This window comes from Ferrimonas balearica, assembly GCF_019802085.1.
Classification (GTDB): Bacteria; Pseudomonadota; Gammaproteobacteria; order Enterobacterales; family Shewanellaceae; genus Ferrimonas; species Ferrimonas balearica_B.
Map to the genome: position 1 here is coordinate 249,298 of NZ_JAHVHV010000001.1, position 19,180 is coordinate 268,477.

A 19,180-nucleotide genomic window follows, 5' to 3' on the forward strand; every position below is an offset into this window, starting at 1 on the left:
TTTTCCCCATGCGACCGCGAGATTTAACATCAGGTTGAAAAGTAATCGCTGGAACTTGAGTAGCTTGCGCGGATGGTTCCGGTCGTTAAAATGTGGCAAAAGCTATTCGCACTCGAAGGCGGGAACACCCGCCCGTTTATCCACGTTCCACTTTGAAGAGAACCGACCAGGGCTAAGGGATTGCACCCCCGGTAAGCGTAACCATGCAGATTGATCAGCGCATTTTGCTCGTAGACAACGACGATGCTCGTCGCGAGAAACTCAGCTACCTGCTGGAGTTTCTCGGTGAGCAGGTGGAGCTGTCCTCCCTCTCCGCCCTGGACAGCCAGCTGGATCAGGAGCGTTACCGTTCGGTGATCCTCGGTGGCTCCTCGGGCGCCGGTTCACAACTCGAACCCCTGCTGAAGAAGCACAGCCGTCAGCCCTTCCTTACCATGGGGCAGAACGGCGTGGAGGCCCCCAACCTGGTGGGCGCGCTGGATGAACCCTTTGTCTACGGTCAAGTAACCGAGCTGCTGCACTACTGCCAGGTGTACCAGCGGGTGCGTTACGAGGTCTCTCCCACCAGCCCCAATCAGACCAAGCTGTTCCGCTCCCTGGTGGGGCGCAGCGAGGCGATCTCCCGGGTGCGGCACCTGCTGGCCCAGGTGGCGGAAACCGACGCCTCTGTGCTGGTCACCGGCGAGTCCGGCACCGGCAAGGAGGTGGTGGCCCGCAACATTCACTACCTCTCCAAGCACCGCGACGGCCCCTTTATCCCGGTCAACTGCGGCGCCATCCCGCCGGATCTGCTGGAAAGCGAGCTGTTTGGCCACGAGAAGGGCGCCTTTACCGGGGCCGTGGCCACCCGCAAGGGCCGCTTCGAGCTGGCCGAGGGGGGCACCCTGTTCCTGGATGAGATCGGCGACATGCCGCCCCACATGCAGGTCAAAATTCTGCGGGTGCTGCAGGAGAAGTGCTTCGAACGCGTCGGTGGCAGCAAGGCGATCCAGTCCAATGTCCGCATCGTCGCCGCCACCCACCGGGATCTGGAGAAGATGATCGGCAACGGCGAGTTCCGTGAAGATCTCTACTACCGCCTCAACGTCTTCCCCATCGAGATGCCCGCCCTGCGGGAGCGTTCCGCCGACGTGCCGCTGCTGCTCAACGAGCTGGTCAGCCGCATCGAAGGGGAGGGCAAGGGCACGGTACGCTTCACCAAGCGGGCCATCGACTCTCTGGTGGAGCACCCCTGGTCCGGCAACGTCCGTGAGCTGTCCAACCTGGTGGAGCGGATGGTGATCCTCTTCCCCGGTGGCCTGGTGGACGTCAACGATCTGCCGGTGAAATACCGCCATGTAGAGGTGCCGGAGTTCACCCCCGAATACCCGGAAGAGATGCAGGAGCGCGATGCCCTGGCGGCGTTGTTCAGCGGCGAAGAGCCGGTGGAGATCCCCGAGCAGCGCTTCAGCAACGAACTGCCCGAAGACGGCGTCAACCTCAAGGACATGCTGTCCGAGCTGGAGGTGGACATGATCCGTCAGGCCCTGGATCAGGGCAGTGGCGTGGTGGCCCGGGCCGCCGAACTGCTGGGCATGCGTCGCACCACCCTGGTGGAGAAGATGCGCAAATACGGCATGTCCAAAGAGGGCTAAGCCCCCGCAACTCGCCCGTCTGGTACGGTATCTGCATATCCCTGCAGAATGAGTGACTTCGTATCGACTTTTTGACGGGAAGAATGGATGCCCTGTGCCGTAGCCGAGCCCCTGACTGACTCCCCCTCCGAGGTGGCTGCCAGCCGCCTGCACCACCTGATGCAACTGCTGCCTGCCGGCGTCCTGGTTCTGGACGAGGCCGGCAGCGTCCGCGAAGCCAACCCCCAGGCCCATGCCCTGCTGGGCGAGCCCCTGCTGGGGGAGCCCTGGCGTGCGGTGATCGGCCGGGCTTTCGCCCCCCAGGCCGACGACGGCCACGAGATCTCCCTCAAGGACGGCCGCCGGGTGCGCCTGGCCACCCGGGCCCTGGATCCGGAGCCGGGGCAGCTGGTGATGCTCACCGATCTGACGGAAACCCGTCAGTTGCAGCACAACCTCTCCCATCTGCAGCGGCTGTCGGCCCTGGGCAAGATGGCCGCCTCCCTGGCCCACCAGATCCGCACCCCGCTCTCCGCCGCGCTGCTCTACGCCGCCAACCTGGGCAATCGCAACCTGGACGAGGCGGGCCGGGTGCGCTTCCAGGACAAGCTGATGGCGCGCCTGGGGGAGCTGGAGCAGCGGGTCAATGATCTGCTGCTGTTCGCCCGCGGGGGCCACACCCAGCAACTGGAGCAGCTGCCCCTGGCGCAGCTGGCCGAGCGGCTGTCCAGCAGCTGCGAAGCGGCCCTGGAGCGGCGCCAGGCCAGCCTGAGTGTCCAGGTGCCGGCAAAGATCCTGGTGCGAGCCAACCCCGATGCCCTGGTCAGCGCCCTGCAAAACCTGGTCAACAACGCCCTGGAGGCCGGTGCCGATGCCCTGCGCCTGGAGGCGGAGATCCAGGGGGCCTTCGTGGCCTGCCGTCTGATGGACAACGGCAAGGGGATGAGCCCCCAGGAGCAGGCCCAGGTGCTCACCCCCTTCTTCACCACCAAGAGCAACGGCACCGGGCTGGGGCTGGCGGTGGTGCACTCAGTCAGCCGGGCCCACGGTGGCCGGCTGGAGCTGCAGTCGGTGCCCGGGCAGGGCAGCTGCTTTACCCTGGTGTTGCCCCTGGCAATGGATAAGGACCCTTCTGATGACTAAGCCGCTGATCCTGGTGGTGGAAGATGACCTGGGCTTGCGTGAAGCCCTGGTGGACACCCTGATGCTGGGCGGTTACCGCTGCCTGGAGGCCGGCAATGGCGACGAGGCCCTGCTGGTGCTCAAGCAGCACCCGGTGGCGCTGATGATCTCCGACGTGCAGATGGCGGGCATGGACGGCATGACCCTGCTCAAGCGGGTGCGTGCCGGCAACAGCCAGCTGCCCATCCTGCTGATGACCGCCTACGGCAGCATCGACGCCGCAGTGGAAGCGATGCGCTTCGGCGCCAACGACTACCTGGCCAAGCCCTTCGCTCCCCAGGTGTTGCTGGACCAGGTCAGCCGCTACCTGGTGAGCGAACCCGAGGCGGCGGGCACGCCGGTGGTGGGGGATCCCCAGAGCCAGCAGATGCTGGCCCTGGCCGACCGGGTGGCCCAGTCCGACGCCTCGGTGATGGTGCTGGGCCCCAGCGGCTCCGGCAAGGAGGTGCTGGCCCGCTACATCCACGACCGCTCTCCGCGCAAGAAACAGCCCTTCGTGGCGCTCAACTGCGCCGCCATCCCGGAGAACATGCTCGAAGCCACCCTGTTCGGCTACGAGAAGGGGGCTTTTACCGGCGCCGTTCAGGCCTGCCCCGGCAAGTTCGAGCAGGCCCAGGGGGGCACCATACTGCTCGATGAGATCACCGAGATGGACCTGAGCCTCCAGGCCAAGCTGCTGCGGGTGCTGCAGGAGCGGGAGGTGGAGCGCCTGGGCAGTCGCAAGACCCTGAGCCTGGATGTGCGGGTGCTGGCCACCTCCAACCGGGACCTCAAGCAGGCGGTGGCCGATGGCCGCTTCCGCGAGGACCTCTACTACCGGCTTAACGTCTTCCCCCTGACCTGGCTGCCCCTGGCGGAGCGCCCCGGCGACATCCTGCCCCTGGCCAATCATCTGCTGGCCCGCCACGGCGCCCGCAGCGGCCGGGCCACGCCCCGCCTGAGCGGTGAGGCCCAGGCCAAGCTGCTAAGCCACCCCTGGCCAGGCAACGTCCGGGAGCTGGACAACGTCATCCAGCGGGCGCTGATCCTCTGCGCCGGCGACACCCTGACCGCGGCGGATCTCTTTATCGACGGCCAGGTGGGCCATCCGGTGGTCTCCACGGCCCCGGTTACCCCCAAGGCCCCGGAGCCGGCCGCCGAAGACCTGGGCAGCGAGCTCAAGCACCAGGAGTTTCAGATCATCCTCGATGCCCTGGCCAGCTGTCAGGGCAGCCGTAAAGCGGTGGCGGAGCGCCTGGGGCTCAGCCCCCGCACCCTGAGGTACAAGTTGGCCAAGATGCGAGAGGCTGGGATAGAGATCCCGTAACACACGGATCCACTGGTAAATGTGCTGAACTGGCAGGCGCCTTGCATTACAATGCCCCGGCAAGCCAAGGCGTCAAGACTCTGACAAGGGATAGGAATCAGGAATGGAAATCGGACACAACCAGTTGCTCGTCGAGATGCAGAGCCTGGCCAAGGAGGCCGGCAGTGCCACCGAACTGGCCGTCGCCCCGCCGCAACAGGACTTTTCCACCTTCCTGGCCGATGCCGTCAACCACGTCAATGGCTTGCAGATGAACGCCAGTGATCTGGCCACCCGCCTCGAACTGGGGGATCCCCAGGTCTCCCTCTCCGACGCCATGATCGCCAAGGAGAAGGCGGGGGTAGCCTTTGAAGCGACCGTGCAGGTACGCAACAAGTTGGTGGAAGCGTACAAGGAAATCATGAATATGCCGGTCTAACCGGCGTGAGGTGAAGCGGTGGCAGAGGCGAATACGTCAACCGAATTGATGGTCAATGACGGCGCACCGGCGGTGCCGGCGCCGGTGACCGGCACCCTGGAGAGCGGGGCCGGCAAAGAGATTGAAGAGAACAAGGTCAGCCCCCTGGCCAGCCTGGGCAACATCGACGTCCTGCGCCAGGTCAGCCTGGTGCTGGCGCTGGCCATCTGTCTGGCCATCGCCGTGTTTCTCATCATCTGGGCCCAGGAGCCCGCCTACCGCCCCCTGGGCAAGATGGAAACCCAGGAGCTGGTGGAAACCCTCGACTTCCTCGACCAGCAGAAGATCCCCTACCAGCTCAGCGGTAACACCGTCTCGGTGCCTGAGGACCGCTTCGCCGACATCCGTCTGACCCTGACCCGCAACGGCCTGGGGCCCGCCCGAGTACAGCAGGATTTCCTGCGCCAGGACAGCGGCTTTGGCGTCAGCCAGCGGATGGAGCAGGCCCGCCTCAAGCACAGCCAGGAGCAGAACCTGGCCCGGGCGGTGGAGGAGCTGCGCAGCGTCCAGCGGGCCCGGGTGATTCTGGCCCTGCCGCAACAAAACGTCTTCGCCCGCCAGCAGCGGGAGCCCTCCGCCACCGTGGTGGTCACCCTGGGGCGGGGCGCCGAGCTGCGCCAGTCCGAGGTGGATGCCGTGGTGGACATCATCGCCTCCGCCGTGCACGGCCTCAAACCCGCCCGGGTGACGGTGACCGATCAGCACGGCCGCCTGCTCAACTCCGGCAGCCAGGACGGGATCTCAGCCCAGGCCCGCCGCGAGCTGGAGCTGCGCACCCAGCAGGAGCAGCTCTACCGCGAGAAGATCGACAGCATCCTTATCCCGGTGCTGGGCCTGGGCCAGTACAGCGCCCAGGTGGACGTCACCATGGACTTCTCCAAGGTGGAGGAGACCTCCCGCCGCTTCAACCCGGACCTGCCGGCGGTGCGCAGCGAGATGCTCATCGAGGACAACCAGAGCGGCAACGGCCCCATCGGGATCCCCGGTGCCCTGACCAACCAACCCCCCATCGCCTCGGAGATCCCCCAGCAGGTGGATGGCGCCGGCCAGGACGAGCGCCTGGCCCAGGGCCGCAACCGCAGCGAGGTGACCCGCAACTTCGAGCTGGACTCCACCATCAGCCACACCCGTCAGCAGGTGGGCACGGTACGTCGGGTGACCCTGTCGGTGGCGGTGGATTACAAGCCGGTGGTGGGCGCCGATGGCACCAGCACCCTGGAGCCCCGCAGCGAAGCGGAGCTGGCCAACCTGCGCCGGCTGCTGATGGGCAGCGTGGGTTTCAGCACCGCCCGGGGCGATGTGCTGGAGGTGGTCTCCGTGCCCTTCGCCGAGGATCTGGCCCTGGCGCCGCTGGAGGTGCCCATCTACGAACAGAGCTGGTTCTGGCGCGCCGTGAAATGGGGCACCGGGGCCCTGGCGCTGGTGCTGCTGGGTTTCCTGGTGGTGCGGCCCCTGGTGCAGCGCCTCTTTAACCCCGAGGCGGGCAAAGCCGAGGAGCCGGGCCTGGCCATCGGCAACGAGCTGGCGGAGCTGGAGGACCAGTACGCCGCCGAGACCCTGGGGATGTTGAGCCAGGGCGACAGCGACTACAGCTACGCCGAAGACGGTTCCATCCTGCTGCCGGACCTGCACAAGGACGACGACATGCTGCGGGCGATCCGCGCCCTGGTCGCCAACGAGCCGGACCTCTCCACCCAAGTGATCAAGAGCTGGTTGACCGAAGATGCCTGAGCAAGCCACCGCCCCCAGCCTGCCCGCAGGCTACGACGTCAATAAACTGACCGGGATCGAGAAGACCGCCATCCTGCTGCTCTCCCTGAGCGAGTCCGACGCCGCCCAAATTCTGAAAAACCTCGAGCCCAAGCAGGTGCAGAAGGTGGGGATGGCGATGGCGGGGATGCGGGACTTCAGCCAGGAGAAGGTCTCCGCCGTACACCGATTGTTCCTTGAGCAGATCAAGCAGTTCTCCTCCATTGGTCTGAACAGCGAGGACTTTGTCCGCAAGGCCCTGACCCACGCCCTGGGCGAGGACAAGGCGGGCAACCTCATCGACCAGATCGTCATGGGCCACGGCGCCAAGGGGCTGGACTCCCTCAAGTGGATGGATGCCCGCCAGGTGGCCAACATCATCCAGAGCGAGCACCCGCAGATCCAGACCATCGTGCTCTCCTATCTGGAGCCGGACCAGGCCGCCCAGATCCTCAGCCAGTTCAACGAGCGGGTGCGGCTGGACCTGATGCTGCGCATCGCCAACCTCGAAGAGGTGCAACCGGCGGCGCTGCAGGAGCTCAACGACATCATGGAGAAGCAGTTTGCCGGTCAGTCCGGCGCCCAGGCGGCCAAGATGGGCGGCCTGAAGGCGGCGGCCAACATCATGAACTACATGGACACCGGCGTGGAGGGGATGCTGATGGAGTCCATCCGCGAGACCGACGAGGAGCTGGGTCAGCAGATCCAGGATCTGATGTTCGTGTTCGAGAACCTGGCCGATGTGGACGACCGCGGCATCCAGGTGATTCTGCGCGAGGTGCAGCAGGACGTGCTTATCCGCGCCCTCAAGGGGGCCGACGACGGCCTGCGGGAGAAGCTTCTGGGCAACATGTCCAAGCGCCAGGCGGAACTGGTGCGGGACGACCTGGAAGCCATGGGACCCATTCGCCTCTCCGAGGTGGAAGCGGCCCAGAAAGAGATCCTGGCCATCGCCCGACGCCTTGCCGATGCCGGCGAGATCATGCTCGGCGGTGGCGGCGGCGAAGAGTTCCTCTAAGCCATGTCCCAAAGCCTCAGACCCCGGGTCCTTCGCACCGGCTACATCGAAACCAAGGAGTGGGAGCTGCCCGACGTGGCCGAGCCCGACGCCGAGCTGCCGGACTCGGCGCTGCACCGGGTGGTGCAGCCCAAGCCGGAGCCGGAGGCCGAGGAGGCGGTGCCACCGCCGCCCACCCTGGAGGAGATCGAGCGGATCCGCGAGGATGCCTACCAGGACGGGTTCGCCGAGGGTAAGAGCGCCGGTGAAGCCAGGGGGCTGGAGGAGGGGCGCCTCAAGGGCGCCGAGCAGGGCCACGCCGAGGGCTACCAGCAGGGGCTGGAGCAGGGGCTGGCCCAGGGTCAATCGGAGATCCTAAGCCGCAGTGCCCAGTGGGATGCCCTGCTCAACGAACTCATCACCCCGCTGGAGGCGGTGGACGAGCAGGTGGAGCGTGAGCTGGTTACGCTGGCGATGCGTCTGGCCCAGGCGGTGGTGCAGGTGGAGCTGACCACCTCCCCGGCGGCGGTGCTCGAAGCGCTGCGCCAGGGGATCAACGCTTTGCCCTCCCAGCGTCAACAGGTGGCGGTGCACGCCAGCGATCCGGATCTCAACCTCATTCGCGACACCTTCGGTCCCGAGGCCCTGGCTCAGCGCCAGTGGTCGCTGGTGACCGAACCCGGTCTGGCCCAGGGCTCCCTGACCATCAAGACCGAGCGCAGCGAAGTGCCGGTATTGGAGGAGGACCGCCTGCGCAAAGTGCTGGAGGGCTTTGCCCAGCGTCCCCGCGAAGCGGTGGATGAGCCGGTTTACCCCCGCCAGGAGGTGGCCCCCGCCGCCGAGCCGCCCGCCCAAAATGCCAATGCCTCCGATTCGCCCCCAGGGGAGGCCGAGGCCACCGGTGCCGACCCAGCGAAGACCGAGTCGGGCCCGGCCAGCGACCATCCGGACGCCCCCGCCAGCGGGGCGGATAAGCCCGACCCATGAGTCTGCGCAGCCAGCGGCTGATCAGCCGGGTGCGCGGCTGGCAGAACAACGTCCAGAGCGTCGGCGCCGTGGCCTCCGGCCAACTGCTGCGAGTGGTGGGCCTGACCCTGGAAGCGGTGGGCTGCCGGGCCCCGGTAGGCTCCCTGTGCCAGATTGAAACCCTGGGCGGCCAACTGACCGCCGAGGTGGTGGGCTTTGACGATCAGGTGCTCTACCTGATGCCGGTGGAGGAGCTTAAGGGGGTGCTGCCCGGGGCCAAAGTCACGCCCCTGGGCCAACGCCAGGGCCTGGCGGTGGGGCCGGAGCTGCTGGGCCGGGTGCTCGACGGCAACGGCGCACCGCTGGATGGCCTGGGCCCCCTGGTCACCCGCCAAAAAGCCGCCCACCACGCCACCTTGCTCAACCCCATGGCCCGCCGGCCCATTCAGCAACCCATCGACGTCGGGGTGCGCACCATCAACGCCATGCTCACCGTCGGCCAGGGCCAGCGGATGGGCCTGTTTGCCGGCTCCGGGGTGGGCAAGTCGGTGCTGCTGGGGATGATGACCCGGGGCACCAACGCCGACGTCATCGTCGTCGGTCTGGTGGGGGAGCGGGGCCGGGAGGTGAAGGAGTTTATCGAGGAGATCCTGGGTCCCGAGGGTCGGGCCCGGGCCGTGGTGGTGGCCGCCCCGGCGGACAACAGCCCGCTGATGCGTCTGCGGGCCTGCGAAACCGCCACCCGCATCGCCGAGTATTTCCGCGACATGGGCAAGAACGTCCTGCTACTGATGGATTCCCTGACCCGCTACGCCCAGGCCCAACGGGAGATCGCCCTGGCCATCGGCGAGCCGCCGGCCACCAAAGGGTACCCGCCTTCGGTGTTCGCCAAGCTGCCGCAACTGGTGGAGCGGGCGGGTAACGGCGGCCCGGGGCAGGGCAGCATCACCGCCTTCTACACGGTGCTCACCGAGGGGGACGATCAGCAGGACCCCATCGCCGACGCGGCCCGGGCGATCCTCGACGGTCACGTGGTGCTCTCCCGGGCCCTGGCCGAGGCGGGCCACTACCCGGCCATCGACATCGAAAGCTCCATCAGCCGGGTGATGCCCATGGTCACCGAGCCGCTGCACCTGGAGGCGTCTCAGCTGGTCAAGCAGCTCTGGTCCGCCTACCGACAGAACCAGGATCTTATCGCCATCGGCGCCTACAGCGCCGGCTCGGATCCCCAGCTGGATAGGGCGATCGCCCTGCAGCCGGCATTCAATGCCTTCCTGCGCCAGCCGATGAAAGCACCGGTGGACTACGAGCAGAGCCTGACTCAACTGGCCCGCCTCGCGGCCCAGTGCAAGGGCTAACCGGTTATGAGTGACCCGAAGCAATTGGCCCGGGTGCTGGAGCTGGCGGACAAGGCCCTGGAGGAGGCGGCCTTGAACCTGCGCAGCGCCAACTCCGCGGTGCAGGCGCTCAAGCAGCAGCTCTCTCAGCTGCAAAACTACCGCTGGGACTACGTCAAACAGGCCCAGCAGCAAGCGGGCACCACCCTGCAGGCTTCCCACTACCAGCAGTACCACCACTTTATCGCCAAGCTGGACGCCGCCATCACCCAGCACAACAGCAAGCTGCGCCAGGCCGAAGCCGCCGCCGAACAGCGCCAGGGGCTCTGGCAGCAGGCCCACCAGCGCCAGCAGGCGATCGCCCTGCTGATCGACAAGGCCAAGCGGGCCCAGCAGAGCCGTCAGGAACAGCGTCAGCAGCGAGAACTGGACGAGTTTGCCCTGCAGCAGTTTGTCCGCCGCCGTTAATTCGGAGTTTGGCCTGATTCTTGCTGCTTTGTGACCATTGCGAACGCTTTGACACAGGCTGCCATGTCCCAACTGCCCATGACGCCCGCCGCGGGCCACCCCCTGCTCAAGCCCGGCCCCAGTGCCGAGCCCGGGGCCTTCCGGTCGGCGAGCCAAACCCTCACGCCCAACGCTCAGGCCCAGGAGGGGTTTTCCGATCTGGTGGCGGACGCCCAACAGCGCCAGTTGAGCCCGGTCGCCCCCGGCAGCGACAAGGCCCCGGGCGCCGGGGTTTTGACGCCCAAGGGGCGTCGAGGCGAGAGCGAGGTGGCCCTGGTGGGCGGACAGTCCCCGGTGACGGCGCCCGAGCCGCGCCTGCCCGGCGAGCCGCAAGGCGAGGCGCGGATCCAGCCGGTATTGCCGGCCCCGGATGGCGCCACCGAGGTGACCGTCGCACCCCCGCCCGAGGATGGCACCCCGCCTGCCGAGGCGACCCCACAGGAGACGACGCCAGGGCGGCAACAAGTTGCCACCCCGGTGGCGCAGGAGAGGGCCACGCCCGCCCTGCCTATCGATCAGGAGATGACCACGCCACTGAACCCCAAGCCGGACAATGGGGGAAGCAGTGCACCGGAGGCGACCGCTACGGACGAGTCCGGTGAAGCCCTGTTGGCCCAGCTGCAGGCGGTCAACCACGCCAAGCAGCAGCTCGATGACAAGCCCCGCCAACCGGGCCCGTCGGTGAAAAGCACCGCGGAGCCGGCCTCTGTCCTGACCGTACAGACGCTGCCGAATATTGGTGAAGCGAGCACTCACACGCCGCCTGGGGCACTGGATGCTGAGGGGCGCCCTCTGGCCGCAACAACGGTGTTGAGCCCCGCAGCGCCCACGGTGAGCGCCGCCATGAGCGCCTCCCCGGTCAAGGCCGGTGGGCCTGAAGGGGTGGGCCGCAGCGCCTTGGTGGGGACCAGCGCGCCCCTGGGGCGGACCCAGCTAACGTCCACCGAACCCCTGACTTCACCGGTGCCCACGTCGGCCGAGTTGGCGGATCCCTTGCTGGATGGACACCTGGAGCTGGAACCGGAGGCCCAGCGTCCGCTGGGGGCGGAGACGGTGCACCGGCCGCACCTGCAGCGGGCCGGAGTGGCCCAGGCGGCGGAGTTGGCCCTGACCCGGCAGCCGGTGGCGGCGGATCGTCTGGCCCCGGAGCTGCGCGAGCGTCTGGCGGTGATGATCAACAGCGAGCGGATGAGCGCCGAGTTGCGCCTGGACCCGCCGGAGCTGGGGGCCTTGCAGGTGCGCATTCAGATGCAGGGGGATCAGGCCCAGGTGCAGATCCAGACTCAGAACCCCCAGGCCCGGGACCTGCTGGAGCAGGCCCTGCCCAGGCTGCGGGAGATGCTGGAGGGGCAGGGGATCCAGCTGGCGGACGCCAACGTCTCCCAGGGGGGCGGTGAAGGAGCACACACCGGCGGTGACGGCAGTGACGGCGGCGAGCATGCCGAGGAGGAGGGGCAGATCGCCCACTTGGTGAGCAACCGTAACCGCGACGGTGGCATTGATTTCTACGCCTGAGAACCGCTGTGATAACCTAGCGGCCGCAGGCAAGTAACGGATTTAAATTTGGGCAGAAAAGATGGCAGATGACAGCCTTAAAGTGGATGTGAGTGCCGGCTCGACCAAGGGACGGTTGCGCTGGGCTCTGGTGGCCGGTGGCGGTGTGCTGCTGTTGCTGGCCGGGGTCTTTGCCATGGTCTCCCTGTTGGGGGGCAACGATGAAGCCGGCGATCCCAATACCGCCGCCGTGCAGAGCACCCCGGAATTGGAGAAGGGCAACGCATTGTACGTGCCCATGCCACGCCCCTTCCTGTTCAACCTGCCCGGCCCGGACCGCACCTTCCTGGTCCAGATCAAGGTGCAGTTGCAGGTGCGGGGTACCGACGCCCAGAGCGCGGCTCGCAAGCACATCCCCCTGATTGAGGACACCCTGCTCACCACCTTCAGCGCCGCCGAGGTGGATCAGCTGAAGAGCAAGGAGGGCAAGGAGGAGCTGCGCACCCAGGCGTTGCTCAACGTGCAGAATGCCCTGCAGTCCATCACCGGCCAGACCCAGATCGAGCGGGTACTGTTCACCGGCTTCGTGATGCAATAGGGGGCCCGATGAGTGATCTGCTGAGTCAAGACGAGATCGATGCCCTGCTCCACGGGGTGGACGAGGTCGAAGAGGAGCACCTGGAGGGCGACAACGACGGCGCCACCATCTACGACTTCACCTCCCAGGACCGCATCGTTCGCGGGCGCATGCCCACTTTGGAGCTGGTCAACGAGCGCTTTGCCCGTCACCTTCGGATCAGCCTGTTCAACATGATGCGCCGCAACGCCGAGGTCTCCATCAACGGCGTGCAGATGGTCAAATTCGGCGAGTACGTCCACACCCTGTTCGTGCCCACCAGCCTCAACATGGTGCGCTTCCGTCCGCTCAAGGGCACCGGCCTCATCACCATGGAAGCCCGCCTGGTGTTCATCCTGGTGGACAACTTCTTCGGCGGCGACGGCCGTTTCCAGGCCAAGATCGAGGGCCGGGAGTTTACCCCCACCGAGCGGCGCATCATCCAGCTGCTGCTCAAGACGGTGTTCGAGGACTACAAGGAGTCCTGGGCCCCGGTGATGGACGTGGAGTTCGAATACCTGGACTCCGAGGTGAACCCCGCCATGGCCAACATCGTCAGCCCCACCGAGGTGGTGGTGGTCTCCTCCTTCCACATCGAGCTGGACGGCGGGGGCGGCGATTTCCACATCACCTTGCCCTATTCGATGATCGAGCCCATCCGCGAGCTGCTGGACGCCGGGGTGCAGAGCGACAAGCAGGACACCGACATGCGCTGGGCCAAGGCGCTGCAGGACGAGATCATGGATGTGCCGGTGGACGTCTCCACCACCTTGCTGGAGCAGGAGCTCTCGCTTCGGGACATCATGGAGATGCAGGCCGGCGACATCATCCCGGTGGAGATGCCGGAGCACCTGCTGGTGCGGGTGGAGGACCTGCCCACCTTCCGGGGCAAGTTGGGGCGCAGCGGTGACAACGTGGCGGTGCGCATCGAAGAGCGCATCCCCCGGCCCAAGTCCTACAAGAACGAACTGCAACTGATTAACCGTCACGGCGCGGTGGCGCTGGAGCCCGAGGTCACCATCGATGGCCTCGACGACAACCAAGAGTGAGAAGCTGAACGATGATCGACGATCAGGACCCTAAGGACCAGGATCTGCTGGCGGACGACTGGGCCGCGGCACTGGAGGAGCAGGCCGAGACCGTGGAGCTGGAGCAGTTCGACGCGCCCGGCCTGAGCGATGGCGAGCAGCAGCGCAAACTGGACGCCATCCTGGACATTCCGGTCACCATCTCCATGGAGGTGGGTCGCAGCCAGATCAGCATCCGCAACCTGCTGCAGCTCAACCAGGGCTCGGTGGTGGAGCTCGACCGGGTGGCCGGTGAGCCCCTGGACGTGATGGTCAACGGCACCCTGGTGGCCCACGGCGAGGTGGTGGTGGTGAACGACAAGTTCGGCATCCGCCTGACCGACGTCATCAGCCAGACCGAACGGATCAAGAAACTGCGATGAGAGCCCTGTTGTTGTTGGCCCTGCCCGCCATGCCCCTGTGGGCCGCGGAGCCGGCCGGGGCGAGCTCCAGCGACCAGATGGCCACCATGGTGGCCAGTTTGCTGGGGGTGGTGGCCCTGATTGTGGTGCTGGCGATGATGGCCCGGCGGTTCAACCTGCCCACCCCCATGGGAGGGCAGATGAAAACCGTGGCCATGATGCCGGTGGGCGCCAAGGAGCGGGTGGCGGTGATCCAGGTGGGGGAGCAGCAGTACCTGGTGGGGATCACCAGCCAGAACATTGCCCTGCTGGACAAGCTGGAGACCCCGCTGGACAGCAGCGCCGCGCCGCAATTTGCCTCGGTGCTGGCCAAGTTCAACAAGAAACGGGAGTCCTGACGTGCGACCCCTGTTGATTGTGCTGCTGGCGTTGCTGCCCGGCCTGGCCTGTGCCGACCCGGGGATCCCGGCGATCACCCTGACCACCGGCCCGGACGGCACCCAGGAGTACAGCGTCAGCCTGCAGATCCTGGCGCTGATGACGGCGCTGACCTTCCTGCCGGCCATGGTGATCCTGATGACCAGTTTCACCCGCATCATCGTGGTGCTGGCGATCCTGCGTCAGGCCCTGGGTCTGCAGCAGACCCCCTCCAACCAGGTATTGCTGGGGATCGCCCTGTTCCTGTCGCTGTTCATCATGACCCCGGTGCTGGATCGGGTCTACGAGGACGCCCTGGTGCCCTACATGGGGGAGCAGATCGGCGCCATGGAGGCGCTGGAGCGAGCCAAGGCCCCGGTCAAGGACTTCATGCTTTCCCAGACCCGCATCACCGACATCAACACCTTTGTGGAGATCAGCGGCCGCACCGACATCGCCTCGGTGGAGGAGGTACCCATGACGGTGCTGATCCCCGCCTTTGTCACCTCGGAACTCAAAACCGCCTTCCAGATCGGCTTTATGCTGTTCGTGCCCTTCCTGGTGATCGATCTGGTGGTGGCCTCGGTGCTGATGGCCATGGGGATGATGATGCTGTCGCCGATGATCGTCTCACTGCCCTTTAAGATCATGCTGTTCGTGCTGGTGGACGGCTGGAACCTGGTGATGGGCACCCTGGCCACCAGCTTTGGCCTGGGGGGCCCATGACCCCGGAGGCCTTTGTCGACATCTTCCGCCATGCTCTCCAGGTGATCGTGATCCTGGTGAGCGCCATCATCCTGCCGGGCCTGCTGGTGGGCCTGGTGGTGGCGGTGTTCCAGGCCGCCACCTCCATCAACGAGCAGACCCTCTCCTTCCTGCCCCGCCTGCTGGTCACCCTGGTGACCATGATGACCCTGGGCCACTGGCTGGTGCAGACCCTGATGGAGCTGATGTACGACATGGTGGATCTCATTCCCCAGATGGTGGGCTGATGGAGTACCCGCTGCCCGTCATCTTCGACTGGCTGCGCAGCGTGCTCTGGCCGCTGTTTCGCATCGGCGCCATGCTGATGGTGATGGTCACCGTGGGGGGCAGCTCGGTGCCCGCCCGAGTGCGCCTGCTGCTGTCGGTGATGATCACCGCCGCGGTGGCCCCCATACTGCCGCCGCCCCCGGCGGTGGATCTGCTGAGCGCCGAAGGGCTGCTCATCTCCGCCCAGCAGGTGCTCATTGGCATCGCCATCGGTTTCGTCTCTGTACTGGTGCTCAACACCTTCGTCCTGGCCGGCCAGATCATCGGCATGCAGACCTCCCTGGGCTTCGCCTCCATGGTGGATCCCAGCAACGGCCAGCAGGTGCCCCTGGTGGGGCAGTTTTTCCTACTGCTCAGCACCCTGTTGTTCTTCGGCGTGGACGGTCATCTGCTGATGATCCGCATGCTGGTGGCCAGCTTCGAAACCCTGCCCATCGGCGAGGGACTGACCCCGGCGGGACTGGACGCCATCGTCAAATTCGGCGGCCTGATGTTCGCCAGCGCCCTGACCCTGGCCCTCTCCGCCGCCACCGCGCTGCTGCTGATCAACTTCTCCTTCGGGGTGATGACCCGGGCGGCGCCCCAGCTCAACATCTTCGCCATCGGCTTCCCCATCACCATGCTGTCGGGGCTGCTGATCCTCTGGCTGACCCTGGGGGGGATCCTGCCCCATTTCTACAGCGTCTGGGGCGAAGGCCAGGTGCTGATCTGTGACCTGCTCAAACTGGACTGCGAGGCGCCCTGATGGCGGAGAACGACAGCAGCCAGGAACGCACAGAAGAGGCGACCCCCCGAAGGCGCCAGCAGGCCCGGGACAAGGGCCAGGTCCCCCGATCCAAGGAGCTGGGCACCGCCTCCGTGCTGGTGGCGGCGGCCGCCTGCATGCTGATGCTGGGGGCACAGATCGGCGAAGCGATGCTGCAGGTGGCGCGCAATCAGTTTGAGCTCTCCCGGGCTGAGGCCTTTGATCTTGGGCAGATCAGCCTGCTGTTCGGTCGGGTGTTGACCGAGCTGATGTTCCCGGTGCTGGGTTTCGTGCTGGTGCTCTTTATTGCCGCCTTTCTCGGCAACATCGGCCTGGGGGGGATGAGCTTCAGCTGGCAGGCCGCCGCCCCCAAGGCCTCCAAGCTGAGCCCCCTGAACGGTTTTAAGCGGATGTTCGGGGTTCAGGCCCTGGTGGAGCTGGTCAAGTCCATCGCCAAGTTCTCGGTCATCGCCCTGGTGGCCTGGTTCCTGTTGAGCCTTAACTTCGACGAGATCCTGCAGCTGTCCCGGGGCAACCCCGAGGGGGCGGTGCGCGATGCCCTGGTGCTGCTGCTCAAACTCTTTGTCCTGCTCTGCTCCTCGCTGCTGCTCATCGTGGTGATCGACGCCCCCTACCAGCTGTGGAACCACAACAAGCAGCTGAAGATGACCAAGCAGGAGGTCAAGGACGAGTACAAGGAGACCGAGGGCAAACCGGAGGTGAAGGGCAAGATCCGTCAGTTGCAGCGGGAGATGGCCCAGCGGCGGATGATGGCAGAGGTGCCCAAGGCCGACGTGGTGGTGGTCAACCCCACCCACTACTCGGTGGCCCTGCGCTACGACAAGACCCAGTCCAATGCGCCCTTGCTGGTGGCTAAGGGCACCGATGAAATCGCGTTGAAAATCAGAGAAATTGCGCGCGAGCATGAGGTACCCGTGGTATCCTCACCGGCACTGGCTCGGGCGGTGTACTACTCCACCAAGCTGGACAAACCCATCCCGGAGGGGCTGTTTACCGCGGTGGCGCAGATCCTGGCCTACGTCTACCAGCTCAAGCAGTTCCAGACCGGGCGGGGACGTCGCCCCATCCCTCTGCCGTCCGAGCTGCCCATCCCCGAGGAGTTGCGCGCGGACCAGCGGGAGTAACGGCGCAAACCCTTGCCCTCTGCTGGAACAGATGGCGCGCTAATTGCAGACACCCTCAGGACGTCAATCATCAGTCGCAGCATGGACCTGAAAGCAACCCTCCACTCCCTCTACCAGAACCGGACACTGCACCTGCAGGGGATCGGCACGCCGCTGCTGGTGCTGGCGGCGCTGGCCATGGTGATCCTGCCGATGCCGGCGCTGATGCTGGACATGCTGTTCACCTTCAACATCGCCCTGGCCCTGGTGGTCCTCCTGGTGGCCATCTACACCCTGCGGCCGTTGGATTTTGCCGCCTTCCCCACGGTCCTGCTGGTGGCCACCCTGCTGCGCCTGGCCCTGAACGTGGCCTCCACCCGGGTGGTGCTGCTGGAGGGCCACAACGGCCCGGACGCCGCGGGCAAGGTGATCGAGGCCTTTGGCTCGGTGGTGATCGGCGGCAACTACGCCGTCGGCCTGGTGGTGTTCCTCATTCTGGTGATCATCAACTTCGTGGTGGTCACCAAGGGGGCGGGGCGGATCTCCGAGGTGAGCGCCCGCTTCACCCTGGACGCCATGCCCGGCAAGCAGATGGCCATCGATGCCGACCTCAACGCCGGGATCCTCAACCAGGAGCAGGCCCGGGACCGCCGGGCGGAAGTGGCCAAGGAAGCGGATTTCTACGGCTCCATGGACGGGGCGTCCAAGTTCGTCAAAGGGGACGCCATCGCCGGGATCCTGATCCTGCTGATCAACATCATCGGCGGCTTCATCATCGGCATCGCCCAGCACGGCCTCTCTTTCGGCGACGCGGTGGAGATCTACACCCTGCTGACCATCGGGGACGGCCTGGTGGCCCAGATCCCCGGCCTGCTGCTCTCCATCGGCGCCGCCATCATTATCACTCGTCAGAATGAATCCCAGCAGATGGGGGACGAGGTGGTGCGTCAGATGTTTGACAACCCCCGGGTGCTGGTGATCTGTTCCGCGGTGCTGATCATCATGGGCCTGGTGCCCGGCATGCCCCATATGGCCTTCCTCTCCCTGGGTCTGACCCTGGCGGGCACCACTTGGTACCTCAAGCGCAAGAAGGAGAAGGCCCAGGCGGAGGCCGAGGCGGAGGAGGCCCGCAGCAACACCGAGCGGCTGGAGAGCGAGCCCAAGGAGCTGGGGTGGGACGACGTCAACCACGTCGACATCATCGGCCTGGAGGTGGGCTACCGGCTGATCCCCCTGGTGGACAAGGCGCAAAACGGCGAACTGCTGAGCCGAATCAAAGGCGTGCGCAAGAAATTGTCACAGGAATTTGGTTTCCTTATCCCGGCGGTGCACATCCGGGACAACCTGGACCTGGCTCCCAACAGCTACCGCATCAGCCTGATGGGCGTGGTGGTGGGGGAGGCGGAGATCCGCCACGACGGCGAGCTGGCCATCAACCCGGGCCAGGTGTTTGGTCAGCTGGAGGGGCAGCCCACCACGGATCCCGCCTTCGGCCTGGAGGCGGTGTGGGTCAACCCGGACCAGAGGGACTACGCCCAGACCCTGGGCTACACCGTGGTGGACGCCTCCACCGTGGTGGCCACCCACCTCTCCCAGCTGCTCAGCAACAACGCCGCCCAGCTGCTGGGTTACGAGGAGGTGCAGCAGCTGCTGGACCTGCTGGCCAAGCAGACGCCCAAGCTGGTGGAGGGGCTGGTGCCCGACACCCTGAGCCTGGGAGTGGTGGTCAAGGTGATGCAGAACCTGCTCAACGAAGGGGTGCCCATTCGCGACACCCGTACCCTGATCCAGACCCTGGTGGAGTACGGGCCCAAGAGCCAGGACCCGGACGTGCTCACCGCCGCCTGCCGCATTGCGATGAAGCGGCTGATCGTCCAGGAGATCAACGGGGCCGAGCGGGAGATCCCGGTGGTCACCCTCTCCCCGGAGCTGGAACAGATATTGCATCAGTCGTTGCAGGCCAGCAACGGCGAGAACAGCGGCCTGGAGCCCGGTTTGGCCGAGCGCCTGCAGCGCACCCTCAGCGAGGCGGCGCAGAAGCAGGAGATGGTGGGCGAGCCGGCGGTGCTGCTCACCTCGGGCCTGCTGCGCACCACGCTGTCGCGCTTTGTGAAGCACACCATCCCGGCGCTTAGGGTACTGTCGTACCAGGAGATCCCGGACGACAAGCAGATTAAGATTGTTCAATCCGTCGGCCAGTAGCCGGCAG

19 protein-coding genes are annotated in these 19,180 nt (G+C 66.1%); all 19 read left to right on the top strand.

All coding sequences use genetic code 11. The features are described from left to right. Positions 1 to 203 precede the first annotated feature (203 nt). The 19 genes from KUV81_RS01200 to flhA all read left to right on the top strand — a co-directional run bounded on the left by KUV81_RS01200 (position 204) and on the right by flhA (position 19,173). A complete protein-coding gene (locus tag KUV81_RS01200; protein ID WP_222542016.1) occupies positions 204 to 1,634 on the top strand; it encodes a sigma-54 dependent transcriptional regulator in 1,431 nt (476 codons plus the stop codon). Positions 1,635 to 1,721: 87 nt separating this feature from the next. Beyond that, positions 1,722 to 2,756 carry a sensor histidine kinase gene (locus tag KUV81_RS01205; RefSeq protein WP_222542017.1) on the top strand — a complete coding sequence of 345 codons (1,035 nt, stop codon included), beginning with the start codon at positions 1,722 to 1,724 and terminating at the stop codon, positions 2,754 to 2,756. Continuing rightward, positions 2,749 to 4,101: a sigma-54-dependent transcriptional regulator gene (locus KUV81_RS01210; protein ID WP_222542018.1), complete on the top strand. Its 1,353-nt coding sequence runs from the start codon at positions 2,749 to 2,751 to the stop codon at positions 4,099 to 4,101. Before KUV81_RS01205 ends, KUV81_RS01210 begins: the two co-directional genes overlap by 8 nt. Positions 4,102 to 4,204: 103 nt before the next feature. Next, positions 4,205 to 4,519 (top strand): flagellar hook-basal body complex protein FliE, encoded by a 315-nt coding sequence (fliE, locus tag KUV81_RS01215; protein WP_222542019.1) that lies wholly within the window; start codon positions 4,205 to 4,207, stop codon positions 4,517 to 4,519. Positions 4,520 to 4,537: 18 nt separating this feature from the next. Further along, entirely contained in the window at positions 4,538 to 6,289 is a 1,752-nt protein-coding gene (gene fliF, locus KUV81_RS01220) for a flagellar basal-body MS-ring/collar protein FliF (protein WP_315900028.1), read from the top strand. Then, positions 6,282 to 7,325, top strand: a complete 1,044-nt coding sequence (gene fliG / locus KUV81_RS01225) for a flagellar motor switch protein FliG (protein WP_222542020.1) — start codon at positions 6,282 to 6,284, stop codon at positions 7,323 to 7,325. Before fliF ends, fliG begins: the two co-directional genes overlap by 8 nt. 3 nt (positions 7,326 to 7,328) lie before the next feature. Next, positions 7,329 to 8,291, top strand: coding sequence for a flagellar assembly protein FliH (locus KUV81_RS01230; protein ID WP_222542021.1), 963 nt, complete (start codon positions 7,329 to 7,331; stop codon positions 8,289 to 8,291). Continuing rightward, positions 8,288 to 9,628 (top strand): flagellar protein export ATPase FliI, encoded by a 1,341-nt coding sequence (gene fliI / locus KUV81_RS01235; protein WP_222542022.1) that lies wholly within the window; start codon positions 8,288 to 8,290, stop codon positions 9,626 to 9,628. The genes KUV81_RS01230 and fliI overlap by 4 nt, the downstream gene beginning before the upstream one ends. 6 nt (positions 9,629 to 9,634) lie before the next feature. Further along, positions 9,635 to 10,075, top strand: coding sequence for a flagellar export protein FliJ (fliJ, locus tag KUV81_RS01240; protein ID WP_222542023.1), 441 nt, complete (start codon positions 9,635 to 9,637; stop codon positions 10,073 to 10,075). A gap of 63 nt (positions 10,076 to 10,138) precedes the next feature. Then, positions 10,139 to 11,629 (top strand): flagellar hook-length control protein FliK, encoded by a 1,491-nt coding sequence (locus KUV81_RS01245; protein WP_222542024.1) that lies wholly within the window; start codon positions 10,139 to 10,141, stop codon positions 11,627 to 11,629. A 61-nt stretch (positions 11,630 to 11,690) separates the two neighbouring features. Next, positions 11,691 to 12,206 (top strand): flagellar basal body-associated protein FliL, encoded by a 516-nt coding sequence (gene fliL, locus KUV81_RS01250; protein ID WP_222542025.1) that lies wholly within the window; start codon positions 11,691 to 11,693, stop codon positions 12,204 to 12,206. An 8-nt stretch (positions 12,207 to 12,214) separates the two neighbouring features. Beyond that, positions 12,215 to 13,273: a flagellar motor switch protein FliM gene (fliM, locus tag KUV81_RS01255; protein WP_222542026.1), complete on the top strand. Its 1,059-nt coding sequence runs from the start codon at positions 12,215 to 12,217 to the stop codon at positions 13,271 to 13,273. Between the two features lie 11 nt (positions 13,274 to 13,284). Continuing rightward, entirely contained in the window at positions 13,285 to 13,674 is a 390-nt protein-coding gene (fliN, locus tag KUV81_RS01260) for a flagellar motor switch protein FliN (RefSeq protein WP_222542027.1), read from the top strand. Then, positions 13,671 to 14,051, top strand: a complete 381-nt coding sequence (gene fliO / locus KUV81_RS01265; protein ID WP_222542028.1) for a flagellar biosynthetic protein FliO — start codon at positions 13,671 to 13,673, stop codon at positions 14,049 to 14,051. The genes fliN and fliO overlap by 4 nt, the downstream gene beginning before the upstream one ends. Before the next feature lies 1 nt (position 14,052). Further along, positions 14,053 to 14,796 (top strand): flagellar type III secretion system pore protein FliP, encoded by a 744-nt coding sequence (fliP, locus tag KUV81_RS01270; RefSeq protein WP_222542029.1) that lies wholly within the window; start codon positions 14,053 to 14,055, stop codon positions 14,794 to 14,796. After that, positions 14,793 to 15,062 (top strand): flagellar biosynthesis protein FliQ, encoded by a 270-nt coding sequence (fliQ, locus tag KUV81_RS01275; protein WP_222542030.1) that lies wholly within the window; start codon positions 14,793 to 14,795, stop codon positions 15,060 to 15,062. The genes fliP and fliQ overlap by 4 nt, the downstream gene beginning before the upstream one ends. Next, a complete protein-coding gene (fliR, locus tag KUV81_RS01280; RefSeq protein WP_222542031.1) occupies positions 15,062 to 15,847 on the top strand; it encodes a flagellar biosynthetic protein FliR in 786 nt (261 codons plus the stop codon). Before fliQ ends, fliR begins: the two co-directional genes overlap by 1 nt. Beyond that, positions 15,847 to 16,992, top strand: coding sequence for a flagellar biosynthesis protein FlhB (gene flhB / locus KUV81_RS01285; protein WP_222542032.1), 1,146 nt, complete (start codon positions 15,847 to 15,849; stop codon positions 16,990 to 16,992). Before fliR ends, flhB begins: the two co-directional genes overlap by 1 nt. An 81-nt stretch (positions 16,993 to 17,073) precedes the next feature. Beyond that, complete coding sequence (gene flhA, locus KUV81_RS01290) at positions 17,074 to 19,173, top strand: flagellar biosynthesis protein FlhA (RefSeq protein WP_222542033.1); 2,100 nt, start codon at positions 17,074 to 17,076, stop codon at positions 19,171 to 19,173. The last annotated feature ends 7 nt before the right edge of the window (positions 19,174 to 19,180 follow it).

Excerpts from the sequence above, each read along its gene's own strand:
- KUV81_RS01200 (WP_222542016.1), top strand. The coding sequence starts at position 204 with ATGCAGATTGATCAGCGCATTTTGCTCGTAGACAACGACGATGCTCGT.
- KUV81_RS01205 (WP_222542017.1), top strand. The coding sequence starts at position 1,722 with ATGCCCTGTGCCGTAGCCGAGCCCCTGACTGACTCCCCCTCCGAGGTG.
- KUV81_RS01210 (WP_222542018.1), top strand. The coding sequence starts at position 2,749 with ATGACTAAGCCGCTGATCCTGGTGGTGGAAGATGACCTGGGCTTGCGT.
- fliE (WP_222542019.1), top strand. The coding sequence starts at position 4,205 with ATGGAAATCGGACACAACCAGTTGCTCGTCGAGATGCAGAGCCTGGCC.
- fliG (WP_222542020.1), top strand. The coding sequence starts at position 6,282 with ATGCCTGAGCAAGCCACCGCCCCCAGCCTGCCCGCAGGCTACGACGTC.
- KUV81_RS01230 (WP_222542021.1), top strand. The coding sequence starts at position 7,329 with ATGTCCCAAAGCCTCAGACCCCGGGTCCTTCGCACCGGCTACATCGAA.
- fliI (WP_222542022.1), top strand. The coding sequence starts at position 8,288 with ATGAGTCTGCGCAGCCAGCGGCTGATCAGCCGGGTGCGCGGCTGGCAG.
- fliJ (WP_222542023.1), top strand. The coding sequence starts at position 9,635 with ATGAGTGACCCGAAGCAATTGGCCCGGGTGCTGGAGCTGGCGGACAAG.
- KUV81_RS01245 (WP_222542024.1), top strand. The coding sequence starts at position 10,139 with ATGTCCCAACTGCCCATGACGCCCGCCGCGGGCCACCCCCTGCTCAAG.
- fliL (WP_222542025.1), top strand. The coding sequence starts at position 11,691 with ATGGCAGATGACAGCCTTAAAGTGGATGTGAGTGCCGGCTCGACCAAG.
- fliM (WP_222542026.1), top strand. The coding sequence starts at position 12,215 with ATGAGTGATCTGCTGAGTCAAGACGAGATCGATGCCCTGCTCCACGGG.
- fliN (WP_222542027.1), top strand. The coding sequence starts at position 13,285 with ATGATCGACGATCAGGACCCTAAGGACCAGGATCTGCTGGCGGACGAC.
- fliO (WP_222542028.1), top strand. The coding sequence starts at position 13,671 with ATGAGAGCCCTGTTGTTGTTGGCCCTGCCCGCCATGCCCCTGTGGGCC.
- fliQ (WP_222542030.1), top strand. The coding sequence starts at position 14,793 with ATGACCCCGGAGGCCTTTGTCGACATCTTCCGCCATGCTCTCCAGGTG.
- fliR (WP_222542031.1), top strand. The coding sequence starts at position 15,062 with ATGGAGTACCCGCTGCCCGTCATCTTCGACTGGCTGCGCAGCGTGCTC.
- flhB (WP_222542032.1), top strand. The coding sequence starts at position 15,847 with ATGGCGGAGAACGACAGCAGCCAGGAACGCACAGAAGAGGCGACCCCC.
- flhA (WP_222542033.1), top strand. The coding sequence starts at position 17,074 with ATGGACCTGAAAGCAACCCTCCACTCCCTCTACCAGAACCGGACACTG.